Source organism: Adhaeribacter radiodurans, from assembly GCF_014075995.1.
In the GTDB taxonomy this organism is placed as follows: domain Bacteria; phylum Bacteroidota; class Bacteroidia; order Cytophagales; family Hymenobacteraceae; genus Adhaeribacter; species Adhaeribacter radiodurans.
This window is the reverse complement of sequence record NZ_CP055153.1, coordinates 418,087-432,587: the sequence shown is the minus strand read 5'-3', so window position 1 is coordinate 432,587 and position 14,501 is coordinate 418,087. Positions and strand designations below refer to the sequence as shown.

Genomic DNA, 14,501 nt, shown 5'->3' with positions numbered 1-14,501 from the left:
GAATGGAACAAGAACAAACTACCTTGTTAAAAGATTATTCCCTGGAAGAGCGCGGTGCTTACCTGGGCGCTCTAGCTACTATGGCCTCGGCAGATGGTAATGCTACCAATGAAGAACTGGAATTTTTAAAAATGATGGCTGAAGCCGCCGAACTGCCCGACAACTTACAGCACGAAATTACTCAAATAGCCCAAAACCCCTCGCAAATAAGTCTGCAAAAATGCCTGGATACGTTAAAACAAAGCAATTTGCGCTTCTCGTTTGTAACCGATATTATCAGTTTTGCCAAATCCGACGGACAATATTCTCCCGAAGAACAACAACGCATTCAGGAAATGTCGAAATATCTGGGTATTGACCAAAAACAATTTAGCATTTTAGACCAGTTTGTAGATAAAGCCAACGATGCTAAACAGCAAGGCGAAGATCCTACTTCTCCCGCTTTCCTGAATAAAAGTGGTTTTGGCGACATGTTTAAAAATGTAGGCATTTCGCCGCAAATGGTTACGGGTATGTTGGGTATACTGGCTCCTATTGTATTAAGTAAGATGATGAGTGGTGGCCGGCGGCGCAGAGGCGGCATGATGGGCGGCTTAGGCGGAGGCCTGTTGGGTGGTTTATTGGGTGGTGGTACGGGAATGGGCGGTGGTACGGGAATGGGCGGTGGAATGTACGGCGGTGGGGGCGGCTTAGGCTCAATTATTTCCATACTGGGTGGCCTAAATGGACGACGCAATTATGGCGGACTCGGTAACGGTGGATTAGGCGGATTATTAGGCGGTATTTTAGGCGGCAATCGACGCGGCTGGTAAATCCACAAGTAAAATTTTAATTTATTAATCTTTCAAAATTATAAAAAACGCTACAGCTCCGGAGCTAGGGATTCGGCAATTCGGCTTGCTTCTTTATTTAAAGTATATAAAACATACATACAAATAAAAAGGACAATGCCACAGCTAAATCCTAATACCGGGGCGGGTAGTACCAGCAAAGCCCAACCACTCACATACGACCCGATTACATCGCTTAAGTTAATAAAGGCCATATACGCGGTAAACTGAGAGCCGGCTATATACTCTTTACAAAGTGTCATGAGAATAGGAAAAGTTGCTACACTAAAAAGCGGATCAGCCAAATTCCAGAAAAGCAGGCCCGAAATGGTAAAAGGCCGGATATTCCACCAAAACGCCAGTAAATTAAAAATCATTAAAAAGATGGCTAATGAGCCTAATACTTTTACTTGCAGTGCTTGGGGCCCTAACCAATCAGCTAATACGCCGCCACCTAACACTACCGTAAGGGTTATTAAACTCCCCCAGCCCCCTTGCAGCACCGATACTTCCTGGTCTGGCCAGTGCAGTACCTGAATTAGGTGAAAGGCAAACGAGCGAATAAAAATACTAAAGCATAAATACACCACAAATATTACCCCGAAGGTACGTAAACTGGTAGCCGCCGTTAAGCTTTGCCACAAATTCCGGAATACAATTTTCAGTTTTGGATTTTCTTCGGCAGTTAGTTTTTTTACTTTATTTTTCCGGCTGGGTAATAACGGATCGTTGGGTTCTAGTTTAATAAAAAAAGTAAATACCGTAAATAATAGTAACAAACCTGATTGTACCAACACTGCCGTTCTAAACCCAAATTGGTGCATAATATAAGCTAATGCGGCTGCGCCAAAAGAAATACCTAATAACAAACCACCTCGCATACAGGCATTTAACCTCCCCCGCTCTGCAACAGGTACTACCGAAATAGCCATGGCATCTACGCTGGCATCCTGCACGGAGGCAAACAAACTATGGGTAAAAAATACGAAGGCTAATAGCGAAAGCTGCGAAACCGGTTCGGTAACCAATAAAAGAGTGAGGGATGCCAGAAAGGCCGCAAACTGCGTAAGCACAACCCATTGTTTCCGGTGCCCGATTACGGAATATTGATACCGATCAATAATGGGGCCCCATAGAAACTGAATAATCCACGGTATGCCTACAATACTGACGAAGGTACCAATGCTCACGGAACTTACTTTTTGTCCGTTTAAATAATTGGCGATAGCAGTGAGCGCAAAACCCGAAGGAATACCCTGCATTGCATATAAGTAAAAAAAGGTAATGTACCGCAAGCGGGCACTCTGGGTTAAAGCTGGTAAAAGCATTAATAAGCGCTTTTGCGTTAAAATTCAGATTTGTTATTTCATTCGTTGGCAGAGTTCAGTATCAACTTCCCGGCATTAGCTAATTTCACTTTTTGAATAAAACTCTTTCCGAAAATTAACAATTATAACTACCCTTTGTTTTCCTCTCTTTTAATAACCAAGAAACTTATTAGCCAGATAAGCTGATTAAATTTTTAAATTAAGAAATAACTGGTTTGAATTATAATAATTAATTGAAAATTTTAATAAAGTATTACTTATCCGGAAGCATACGTGAAGTTTCATTTAGTGAAGTTTCATTTAGTGAAGTTTCATTTAGTGAAGTTTCATTTAGTAAAATACCCCTTTAATAAATCAGAATTTAAGGCTATCTATTCGGGCGTATTATTAAAGGTTTAGTATCAATTTTTGTGCAAATAAGAAAACCGCTTATACCAACATTGACTTAGCCAAACGTTTATACAGGCGGCTTCCCACATTTACTAAATTGTAAAGACCAATTATTCTTTCATAAACTTTAGAGTCTGACGGGCTTGCCCGGTTTGCAGTTGCACTAAATACAAGCCAGCCGGCAACGTTGCTACAGTTAATTCTACCTTGTTTTTATTTATTAACTCATGTTTATTTTGCTGCACTTCCTTGCCCGTGGCATCTATTACCGCCGTAAATAAATGCTCTGCCGGAGCAGCTAATTCAATAGTTAACCGGTCTTTCACCGGATTGGGATATAAGCTGGTTACCAGTTCGTTTTCTGGTTTAATTAATTGGCTATCCATAATTGACCGGTCGGCGCCGGCCACTGGCACAACTTCAATGGCGGCTACACAGGCTTTATCTACTTTAGAGATAAAATTTAGATTCAGCGTACCATCGGTAACAGTTACGTTTTTTGTTGCTATTACTGCTTTTTTAGCACCACCAGCCGCCACATAAATATCATAGTTACTTAACCAACTAGTTCCTTCGGCAGTTACATTAAACTTACGTTTGCCGGCAGCACTGTAGTAAATTTCCGCAAAATGCAGCTTCACGGAGTACGTACCATTAGTAACCGGAACGTTATAACTGAAGCTATCCCCTGCGTTAGTAACCCGGCGATTATCCTGGTAGAGGGCATCATTAGTAGTATTGCTAATTGGGGAAGCAGTAGAAGAAATACTAGTAGAACCTCTAAAATAAGCATCTGCCCTAAAATTACCCAGTGAAGTAGATACAGCATCACCACCCGAATTCAGCCGAATTGTACTGAGCGGCCCTACGGTAATGGTAACTTTTTGGGAAGTGGAACTCTGGCAACCCCAAATTACCCGGAAATTAAATGAATCGGTGCCGGTAAATCCCGGATCTGGTGTATAAACGCGGTTCGCATTCGAGCCGGTTAAGGTGCCGTGCTGGGGTTGGCCGGCCACCTTAAATTCCAGTGGAGTACCGCCGGAGCCGGTAAGCGTAATCGCTTTCGGAGTATTTACAGCCGTAGTCACACTCTGGGCATTCGCTACCGGATTAGCTTTTTGCACCACTAAGCCGCCTAACGGCCTATTACCATCCGTTGTTGGGTTTAAATGCCGTACTACACTATATGTGCCAGTCGTGCTAATTGTAAAAATGGTACCACCTTGGTAAGTACCACCGTAAGTAGTAAGACCATATAATTTTCCGTTAGAACCTCGTACTAAACCGCCAACCGGGTTAGCCCCATCGGCTAAAATATTTAAGTGGTGCAGAACGGTAAGTGTACCCCCCGGAGTACATTTAAAAACGGTTCCGTATCCATAGGTGCCACCATAATAGGTTAGTCCATAAAAATTACCATCCTGGCCTTGCATTAAATTATTACCATAAGGTTTTCCTCCATTTACATTGTCTAACTTTTTAATTACCGTGAGTACGCCACCTGGGGTAATTTTAAAGATAGTACCATACCCATTGATGCCACCAGAATACGTCATCCCATAAAAATTATTATCTGTGCCTCTTATTAAACTACCATAAGGAAAACCACCATCATTGGTTAAATTAAAGTTCCAGAGCACCGTGAATGTACCGCCCGGCGTAATCCGAAAGACAGTACCATAATCATAAATTCCACCTTCTGAAGTCATGCCGTAGAAATTACCATCTGCTCCTTGGACCAGGCTACCATAAGGCAGCCCGCCATCGTTCGTTCTATTCAGGTTCCAAAGTACCGACAACGTACCTCCCGGGGTCATTTTAAAAATAGTACCGTAACCGTAAGAGCCCCCTTTCGAGGCAAGCCCATAGAGATTACCATCGGAACCTTGCACCAAGCTGCCTCGCGGATTTTGGCCATTAACACTAGAGTTGAAAGATTTAACAGTGGAAAAGGTACTGCTGCAAAACTTAAAAATACTTCCATTATCGTTGGTGCCGCCATTATTGGTCATGCCATAGAAATTTCCATCACGTGCTTGAATTAAGCCGGCACTCGGATTGGCTCCCGAAGATTCAGGTAAATGTGCGAGTACCGTATAGGCGCCAACCGGGGTCATTTTAAAAATAGTACCTCCGTTTCCGGATCCGCCATAGGAAGTCATACCATAAAAATTACCATCGCTGCTGTTACGCAACAAACTACCCTGCGCATTGCCCCCATTGGGAGCGGCATTCAGATGTTTGAGTACCGTATAGGTACCACTAGTGGTTATTTTAAAAATAGTACCGTACCCATAAGTGCCCCCCGATTGCATAATACCATAAAGATTACCGTCGGTATTCTGAGTTAAGCTACCTTTTGGGTAACCTCCTTGAGTAGTATAGTCCAGACTTTTAAGAACGGTAAAAGATCCACCGGGAGTAAGCTTAAATATAGTTCCGTACCCCAACAACCCACCTTGGTAAAGCATTCCGTAAAAGTTACCATCGGGTGCCTTAATTAAGCTATTACCAGTAGCATATCCTCCATCAGAAGAATATTTAAGGTGGCGCCGCACGGTAAAAGTACCACCTGGCGAAACTCTAAAAATAGTACCGTTGTTGTAAGTACCTCCTTGCGAGGTAAGTCCATAAAAATTACCATCCGCTCCCTGAACTAAACTACCATACGGATAAGCCCCGTCACTTGCCTGATTTAAGTGGCGAAGCACGTTAAACGTACCACTTGGGCTTATCTTAAAAATAGTACCGTTGTTGTAAGTACCTCCTTGTGAGGTAAGTCCATAAAAATTACCATCGGTACCCTGAATCAGATTATCGTACGGATAACCGCCATCTGCATTTAAGCTAAAATGATGCAGTACCGTGTAGGTGCCACTTGGAGTAAAACTAAATATAGTACCATAGCCGTTTGTACCTCCCGAATACGTCATCCCATAAAATTTACCATCAGCACCTTGCTTCAAACTCCCCTGCGGATTGCCGCCGTTGGTAGTGTAATTAAAGCTGTACAGGTTCGTTATTTTCCCGGCAGAAGTCATTTTAAATATATTCCCATAGCCATAAGTGCCACCAGCCGAGTTCATGCCATAAAAATTACCATCCGAAGCTTTAATTAAATCGCCGTAAGGAGATTTACCGGATAAGGCAAATGTTTTTTGAACCGTAAAACCAGTTCCATCACTTTTGATGGTAAAGGCCGTTCCTGCGCCCTGTAATCCACCATCAGAAGTTAAGCCAGCCAATATATCTTGGGCCCAAACATTCAAAAACGGACATAATACCAAAATAGTAATTAACAGACTGGCTCTATACTGACGAGAAAGAAAAAGAGGCAATATCACAGGTTTTAAGCCATGCAATGCTTCAGAAGAAAGAAATTTCAGCGCATTTAAGAGTACAAACTTTTTCATAGATATAATTAGTTAAGATGGGTTTAGTAGATAAAAACAATCTATGTGTACTGCTGCACAAGGCAACTACAGAAAGAATAACAAAACTAATTACAGAAATTTTGCTAGCTGCCTACAACTATCCAACCTGGCTTAATTGTATTTTAATTTAAATTAACTAACAACCGGAAAGTATACTGTGTATTGGTGTATGCTGCTTAAGAATGGTATAAACAAGCTAAAACAACTTGCTTTTGTACTTCTTTATAATAAAGCCCTGCCTTATTAAAGTAAAAGTAAATATTTGTAGAAGAGCCAGTTACTGCTTTATTGGCAAAAGTTAAATAATTATAGAGGAAGCCGCAATACTTATTTTTAAGTATTTTTATTAATAGTAATAGAATCCGTTTAAAAGCAAAAAATGCTTTTAAAACAACTGGTATTATTTCCTGAAAACAAATAAGATTTAGGAAAGCACACAAGGATACCGGCATGCTTTAAGATGCCGGGTAAGTAGATAAACGGGAAGGTTGAAAAAGTAATATTTCAAAAAATTTTATATCTGATATCTGTTTTCAAAAAAGCAATCTTTACAAATGGCAAGTCTAATTGGTAAATGGCGCAAAGGCTGCCTCCTGTTCTTATCTATAATTTAACAACTTACTTTTATATACATTTTAGCTTTAGTTATAGCTGGTAAAATTTTGCTGGTTTGTTTTAATCCTTTTAACTTTAAAGTTGCCTGGTAAAACTTCTTTTTAGGTACAGAAAATCTGGGATCTCTAAAAAACAACTAAATCGAATGAAAAAAATTTTACTTCCTGCTCTAGTGCTAGGAATAACCGGGTGCCTGACGAGTAAACTACTGCCCGATAATGCTCCTTCTACTGCTTCGGGGCGTGACTGGCGCGAGTACCTGGGTGGACCTGACCGGAACCATTATTCTACTTTAGAACAAATTACCGCCGAAAATGTAGTCAACCTAAAAGTAGCCTGGGAATACCACACCCTCGACTCGGGCCAAATTCAATGCAATCCTATTATTGTGGATGGTGTCCTTTACGGCATGACACCTACTACCCAGCCTTTTGCCGTAGATGCTGCTACTGGACAAGAACGTTGGAAGCTAAAACCAACCGCCGAATCCAATGGTTTAAGTACCAGCCGGGGAGTTACCTACTGGGAAAGTAGTGATGATAAACGTATTTTATATACCAACGGTCCCTGGCTCTACGCTTTAGATGCCCGCACTGGTCAAGCCATACCTTCTTTCGGCGAAAACGGCCGTACCAGCTTAAAAGCGGGATTGGGAGAAACTGCCAAAGATAAATTTGTAATTTCGAACACCCCCGGCACTGTTTATCAAGATTTAATTATCATGCCCATGCGCTTGTCTGAGGGCGCCGATGCGGCTTTGGGTCATATTCAGGCGTTTGACATTCGGACAGGTAAATTGGCTTGGGTTTTCCGGACCATTCCCTCACCCGGCGAATTTGGTTACGATACCTGGCCCCCTGATACTTACAAGAACACCGATGTAGGCGGCGGAAACAATTGGTCGGGCATGTCCGTGGACCGCGAAAGAGGAATTTTGTACATACCTACCGGTTCGGCTGCTTTTGATTTTTACGGTGGCAACCGCAAAGGCCAGAATCTTTTTGCCAATTGCTTACTGGCCCTCGACGCTAAAACTGGCAAACGCCTTTGGCATTACCAACTGGTACACCACGATGTGCTGGACCGCGACGCTCCTGCTCCACCCAATTTAATTACCGTAAACCAGAATGGAAAAAAAACAGATGCAGTGGCCCAAGTGACTAAACAAGGTTACGTTTTTGTTTTTGACCGCGTAACGGGTCAGCCCTTGTACCCGATTGAAGAGCGACCTGTACCAGCCACCGACGTGGCGGAAGAGCAAACCTGGCCTACTCAGCCCTTCCCCACTAAACCGGCACCTTATGCCCGTCAATCGCTTACCGAAGCTGATTTAAATCCGTATGCCGAAAACTTAGAAGAATTAAAAACTAATTTACGGGCTGCCAGAAGCGAACCAGGGCCTTTTACTCCTCTGAGCAAACGAGGAACTATTATTTTTCCAGGCCTGGATGGAGGCGCCGAATGGGGTGGCGCTGCTGTAGACCCAGATGGCATTATGTATGTAAACAGCAACGAAATGGCCTGGTTACTCGCTCTAAAGTCTACATCTCCAGATGCTAGTTTAGCCAGTTTAAGTTCCGGAGAAAGACTCTATGCCAGTAATTGCACGTCGTGCCACGGAACCGAAAGAAAAGGTAATCCGGCAAGTGGTTATCCATCTTTAGTAGATATTCAAAAACACCGCACCACCGATTACGTGACCAATGTTGTTTCCAAAGGAAAAGGCATGATGCCGGCTTTTACTAAATTTTCGGCCGAAGAAAAGAAAGCTTTGGTTTCGTTCCTCTTCGGCACCGAGAAAGTTGAACCTGGTATTACTAAACTAAAAGAACCTGGCCTGGAAAATAAAAAAGGCATGCCCGACGTACCTTACCGCATTTCGGGTTATACCAAGTTTTTAGATAAAAAAGGCTATCCGGCTATTAGTCCGCCCTGGGGCACCCTCAATGCCATTGATTTGAATACGGGAGAATATCTCTGGAAAATACCGTTCGGCGAAACACCCGAATTAGCCGCTAAAGGAATACCGCAAACAGGTTCAGAAAGCTACGGGGGGCCGGTAATTACGGCTAGTGGTCTGCTATTTATTGCCGGTACCAAAGACCAGAAATTCCGGGTATACGATAAGAAAAACGGAAAACTGCTCTGGGAAACAACCTTGCCGGCGGCCGCTTTTGCCACCCCCAGCACCTACGAAGTAAATGGTAAACAGTATATTGTTATGGCCTGCGGCGGCACTAAACTGGGCGCCCACAAAGGCGACAGCTATATAGCTTTTGCCTTGCCAGATTGATTATTGGGTTAAACTCATTTTCTTCTTAAAAACAAAAGGTGAACCTACGGGTTCACCTTTTGTTTTTGCTTCTGGTTAAAAACTAAACTTAGCGGTTAGCCAGAACTTTTGTTTGGGGTTGTGGTTTTGCATTTAAGTACGTTAATTCAGAGTATACCACATAACCTACTTTGTCATTTACTTTTACTAAAGCCCAATGCGAGTTCCATTTACGTATTAATTCTACCCGGTCGGCAATAGTAATAGTTTCAATAATGGGGGTAGAGGTACCTGGCTGCATAAACATTTTGATGTTTTCGTACTTAGCTTGCACCACCATTCCGGGAGTTTTGTTGTCGGCCATCGCGAAACCTAGTTGGGCGATAAGCATGAGAGACAGAAGAAGCTTTTTCATAGTTTTATTTTGTTAGAGTTCGTTTGTTTCCTTTTGAAAATCAACCACTTTGCCGATTGATTTCTTTAAGAGGATTTGCAACGGATGTGCCAAAACTGAAAAAACATGAAAAAGAGCCTAAAAACGTTGTTTTAAGAGCATTTGCGGTAAAACCCTGTTCGTTTCCGGACGAAATTGTTCGTACTACTGTTCGGTTATAGCACAATTGAGCAGGATAATTAGAAAGAAAAAGGCTTAAATTACTTAATCTAAGCCTTTTTTAGAGAGAACTGCTTTTACTAATTCATTCAATTACTACTTATTTTTACTTTTTACTTCGTTCTACTTCCCAAATACTAATATTCACTTTCCTACTTATGGTAAGAAGATTGTGCACCCCTAAGGCAAAAAGATTATGGTTTGTTTAATGAGCAATAATCGGAAACAAGTAGCACCTCTGAAATAAACAACTCATCCCATTACAACCAAAAAGTAACTCCGGCTTATCCAATTATAATTGCTCTAGCACTCTTCGGGCTAATACGTAATCATGAAAGCAACACGCTTTAGGATTAGTAAATTTTTACTTCTCTTAATCAGAAATGGCTAAATTTTTTAGTTTTATTGTAATTAGGTATTCACTGGAACATATTAACTAATTATTTTAGTTTTTAACTTTGAATTGTGGAAAAAATGTTGATTTTTTACCAAATATTTTAGCATTATATTCCGTATAAAGTTATCTAAATAGGTTGTTGTACCATGAAAACTAGAAAAACTCAGGAAAAGCCTTCCTCCCATTGGAGAGAGAAAATAATTACCGGTATTAAAGCCATTGCATTTTTAAGTGCAGTGTTTGAATTGGTAAAAGGAATTTACACCTTCTTAAAAGATATTGGAGTGTTTTAATTAAATGGAATTTTACCCTGGTACGTAAAGTAGGAGCACCTTGGAACAATCTTATATCTCCATTTTACTTTTACTCTTTTCCTAATAAATTTAATTCTAACCAAACAACATTACCCCAACAAAACTAATCACCTTAGTATTAATCTTTAAGATCAGAACTATAAAAGGAGTTCTATTTATGCTGGTTTTTATTTCTATTGAAAAGAATTTTAGAAACGGAATATGGGAGTAATTATAAAAGAGTAAAGATTAACCAAACCTTGAAAAACATGTATACTCCTTAGGATGTGGAAGATTTACAATCGGTTAAATAAAGGAAAGTAATTTACTATTTTATAAAAACACCCGTATCTGGAAGAAGTGCATTAACAGTTCTAAAGCAACTCTTTCAGATATTAAAATTGCTTTTCACCAATTTTAGCTTTGCTTTTGATCAGAACAAACAACTCTAAATATTTAGATAATGGCAGCAGATGCAAACCAGCAAAATAACACCGGGTTTAAGATTTCGAAAACAAAGTTAAATACGGGTACTTCCACTCTTCAAGCTTTACAATCACTTCCAACCACTGCCCGTCCTGCCGTGAACGCGAACGACGTGGTAGTACCGGAAGGGTATGTGGTGGAACCAATTCTGGTAGGCTTATCCCTACCTACGGATGTTGCTTTTGCCGACGATGGTACTATTTTCGTTAGTGAAGGGGGTAGTTCCTGGCCTACTCGCCCCTATATGCCTGCCCGGGTTATTACGCTGCATCCATCTGGCAAAACCGATGCTATCGAGATGAACGTCCAAGCGGGCCCTCGGGGTATTACCTGGTGGAACGGCGACCTATACATAGCTTTAAAGGGTGGGTACCACATGCAATTGGTAAAGTATAACCTGCAAACCGAGAAGCTAACTATTCTTATCGACCAGATTCCGAGTGGGGGTTGGCATGAACCGGGAGGGCCCATTTTTAGTCCGGATGGTTTGATGTATTTCGGGCATGGTTCGGTATCACAGCAGGGTGTGGTGCTGCCCCAGGGATTTACTGTAGACATAGCCAAACACCCTCTAGCGCACGATGTACCCGGCGAAGATGTAACTCTCACGGGAAATAACGTGCGCAGTCGTGATCCAAAAGCGCCTTTTCCTTTTGAGGTTGAAACCGGAGCTTTTAAGCCATTTGGAACACCGGCCCGCAAGGGGGAAGTAGTAAAAGGGCAATTATTTTGTAATACGGGAGTGTGGCGTTCAAAGCCCGATGGTACAGACGCCGAACTGTTAGCTTGGGGCATCCGGAATCCGTTTGGTATGGCCATGAACGAAGAAGGCGAGCTTTATGTAACCGACAACGATTATGAAGAAACCAGCGAACGATCCATTGCCAACGACCCCGACCGGATATGGCACATTAAAAATGCGAAGCAACCTTTTGGTTCAGTGCAAAAGCCAGATTGGTACGGTTTCCCCGATATTTGCGGTGATGGCTTACCCGTGAATCATGAAAGCCATTTGCCTAGCCGGGGAAAAGCGGCCGAATTGTTATTAAAAAATCCACCCAAATGGGCCGGACCCGCTGCTTTTCTGGAACAACCGCATTCGTGTATGTGCCGGATGGACTTTTGCCGTTCTGATTCCTTTGGGCACAGAGGAGAGCTTTTTGTTGCAGAATGGGGTACACTGGCTCCGCTTAATTCTCCCCGTAAGGAGGACCTGACACATGGTTTCCGGGTAATACGGGTGAATGTTAAAGATGGTACCGCGCAACCTTTTTTTCATAATAAACAAATGGGGCCAGCTTCCACGGTTGGGGGAGCAGGTATAGAACGGCCGGTTTCCTGTAAGTTTAGCCCAGATGGTAAAAGCCTTTACGTGCTCGATTTTGGGGTAGTAAAAGTAACACCCGGTAACATGATGGCTTTTGCTCATACCGGTGTTTTATGGAAAATAACTAAAAAATAAACGAACATGTATACTAACTCCTCAACAACTCCGGTATTAATTGAATTAGATACAAAAACCTGGAATACCCAACTTGACCGGGCAAAAGCCTGGTTCGATAATGTTCTGCTCACTCAATCGTCTTACAGGCAATTGCTGGAAGATACCGTTGAAAAGATAGACGAACCGCACATGAAGCAATATTTGGCCGAAATGGCCGAACGAGCTAAAAAGCACGAAGAGCGGGTACTGGAATTGTACGCAGCCATTGACCGGCAACCATCCGAAATAAGAAAACAAGTAGGCGAATTTATGGGTAAAGCCCGGCAAGCCCTAGGTGATTTTATTGCTCTAACAGGAGGAGCTAAAGCACCCTGGCAGGATTTGCATCAGGTTTATCTTTCTAATTACAATTCTATGGGGGCGTTTGCCGTAGCCGAACAATTAGGTTTAGCGTTAGGAATTCCGGGTATTGTAGAGGTAGCGTTTTCTATTACCACCGATAAATCAACCGATCAATTGCTTTTACAAGAATGTGTTTTGGAAATGAGCTCTAAATCGATTCTGTATAAAGAATGGTTCTAAGCCATAAAATTAGTAAAAAACATTCGGTCTGAATTTTTAAAAAGCATATTCAAGGAGAATAAACTTCAGGTAAAATCAGCTAAAAACCTTAAGTAGCGTAAACAATTACCCATAGGTACAATTACTAAAAAGCTTCTAATCGATTAAAATCAACAAACTTTTTCTGAACACGACAGTACTTAATTACAAGGACCGCCAGATTTCACAAAAATCTTTTTAATTATATTTTTGTGAACACTTAAATTTATTCGTGTAAAAGCATAAAGTTTAATAATTATTTATTACTCCATACTTAACAACTACCATGAAGACAGCAGGCCTCATTTTAATAACTGCAATTGTTTCCGCTGTCTTAGCAGTAGCGGGATTTAAATACCTGGATAAAAAGGAAAGCCCGTATTACTACACTGCTGAAGACAAGCCCGTACGATTTACTAATTACCCGTTAAACGCAAATTCTGCCGCCGCCGCCACCCCTGACTTTGTGCAGGCCGCGAGTGCGGTATCGCCGGCAGTGGTGCACATAAAAACAACGTATGCCGCTTCCAGAGGTGGTAGCGGTAATCCTTTAGAAGATTTTTTTGGTTCTCCGCAATCGTCGGGGCCGGCAATGGCGTCTGGTTCGGGGGTACTCATTACCCCGGACGGATACATTGTTACCAATAATCACGTTATAGAAGATGCTGCCCAAGTAGAAGTTGTTTTACCGGATAAACGCTCTTATAAGGCTAAATTAATTGGCCGGGACCCCAGCACAGATCTGGCTTTAGTAAAAGTAGATGGTAAAAACTTACCAATAGTGGAACTCGGCAATTCCGATGAAGTGCGGGTGGGCGAATGGGTATTGGCCGTTGGTTATCCTTTATCGCTTAATTCTACCGTTACGGCTGGTATTGTAAGTGCGAAAGGCCGGAGTATAGGCATTTTGAACCGGCAAAGTCAGGAAGATTTTGGCGGACGACAAGTTGCTAACAACTCAGCAATCGAATCTTTTATTCAAACAGACGCGGCTATTAACCCCGGGAACAGTGGCGGAGCTTTAATAAATGCAACCGGACAATTAGTAGGCATTAATGCCGCTATTGCTTCTCAAACGGGTAGTTATGCTGGCTATGGGTTTGCGATACCCGTAAATTTAGTAAAAAAAGTAGTAAGCGATTTCCGGAAATACGGCGAAGTAAAACGTGGTTATTTGGGCGTAAGCTTCCCGGCACCCGCCGTAGAAGACCAAATATTGCGGGATCAAGGCATTGATCCGGCTACTATTAAAGGAGTTTATATAACTGGCATTCAACCGGAAAGTGGTGCTGCCGCTGCCGGTTTAAAAGCAGGTGATATTATTCAGAGCATTGATGGCGTAAAGGTTACTTCCTCGGCTGAATTTTCGGAAAGAGTAGCCCGGCATCGTCCGGGAGATAAAGTAGAAGTAACGTATTTGCGGGGTAGTCGGGCGAACAATGCCAGTATAACCTTAAAGGGCGAAGAAGAAGCCAAAGAAACCATTGCCAACACTGGTCTGCAAAGCAAATTAGGGGCGTCCTTCGCACCCATTCCGGCCAACATTAAAGAACGCTACCGGCTCCGTTCCGGCGTAATTATTACTGAATTGCAAAGTGGCGGCTTTTTCGACTCAGCGGGTATACCAAAAGGCACCATTATTACCAATATAAATGGCAAACCTGTTAATAGTTTGGCTGACCTGGATAATGCCATTTCATCTGCCAGAAGCCGTATGGTTCGCATTGATGGTATTACGCCCGATGGTACCAGTTTTGTATTTAACTTCCCCTTAGGCGCGTAAAAGTATTTAGTAA

Annotated in this window: 10 protein-coding genes; 7 read left to right on the top strand and 3 right to left on the bottom strand. The window is 42.2% G+C overall.

Translation table 11 applies throughout. The features are described from left to right. Positions 1–2: 2 nt before the first annotated feature. Positions 3–812, top strand: coding sequence for a tellurite resistance TerB family protein (locus tag HUW48_RS02300; RefSeq protein WP_182414136.1), 810 nt, complete (start codon positions 3–5; stop codon positions 810–812). Between the two features lie 50 nt (positions 813–862). On the opposite strand, the gene HUW48_RS02295 is transcribed toward HUW48_RS02300, so the two are convergent. Both HUW48_RS02295 and HUW48_RS02290 read right to left on the bottom strand, forming a co-directional pair. Then, entirely contained in the window at positions 863–2,158 is a 1,296-nt protein-coding gene (locus HUW48_RS02295; protein WP_246343657.1) for an MFS transporter, read from the bottom strand. A gap of 500 nt (positions 2,159–2,658) precedes the next feature. Continuing rightward, on the bottom strand, positions 2,659–5,964 hold the full coding sequence (locus tag HUW48_RS02290) for a choice-of-anchor tandem repeat GloVer-containing protein (protein WP_182414135.1): 3,306 nt from the start codon (positions 5,962–5,964) through the stop codon (positions 2,659–2,661). A gap of 781 nt (positions 5,965–6,745) precedes the next feature. Between HUW48_RS02290 and HUW48_RS02285 the strand changes: the two genes are divergently transcribed. Then, entirely contained in the window at positions 6,746–8,893 is a 2,148-nt protein-coding gene (locus HUW48_RS02285; protein ID WP_182414134.1) for an outer membrane protein assembly factor BamB family protein, read from the top strand. A gap of 88 nt (positions 8,894–8,981) precedes the next feature. Here HUW48_RS02285 and HUW48_RS02280 read toward each other — a convergent pair whose 3' ends face one another. Next, positions 8,982–9,287, bottom strand: coding sequence for a hypothetical protein (locus HUW48_RS02280; RefSeq protein WP_182414133.1), 306 nt, complete (start codon positions 9,285–9,287; stop codon positions 8,982–8,984). 56 nt (positions 9,288–9,343) lie between these two features. Between HUW48_RS02280 and HUW48_RS02275 the strand changes: the two genes are divergently transcribed. The 5 genes from HUW48_RS02275 to HUW48_RS02255 all read left to right on the top strand — a co-directional run bounded on the left by HUW48_RS02275 (position 9,344) and on the right by HUW48_RS02255 (position 14,488). After that, positions 9,344–9,487 (top strand): hypothetical protein, encoded by a 144-nt coding sequence (locus HUW48_RS02275; protein ID WP_182414132.1) that lies wholly within the window; start codon positions 9,344–9,346, stop codon positions 9,485–9,487. 541 nt (positions 9,488–10,028) lie between these two features. Then, positions 10,029–10,175, top strand: coding sequence for a hypothetical protein (locus tag HUW48_RS02270; RefSeq protein WP_182414131.1), 147 nt, complete (start codon positions 10,029–10,031; stop codon positions 10,173–10,175). A 463-nt stretch (positions 10,176–10,638) separates the two neighbouring features. After that, positions 10,639–12,123: a PQQ-dependent sugar dehydrogenase gene (locus HUW48_RS02265; protein WP_220463984.1), complete on the top strand. Its 1,485-nt coding sequence runs from the start codon at positions 10,639–10,641 to the stop codon at positions 12,121–12,123. Between the two features lie 6 nt (positions 12,124–12,129). Beyond that, entirely contained in the window at positions 12,130–12,687 is a 558-nt protein-coding gene (locus tag HUW48_RS02260) for a hypothetical protein (RefSeq protein ID WP_182414130.1), read from the top strand. A gap of 304 nt (positions 12,688–12,991) precedes the next feature. Then, entirely contained in the window at positions 12,992–14,488 is a 1,497-nt protein-coding gene (locus HUW48_RS02255) for a trypsin-like peptidase domain-containing protein (protein ID WP_182414129.1), read from the top strand. The last annotated feature ends 13 nt before the right edge of the window (positions 14,489–14,501 follow it).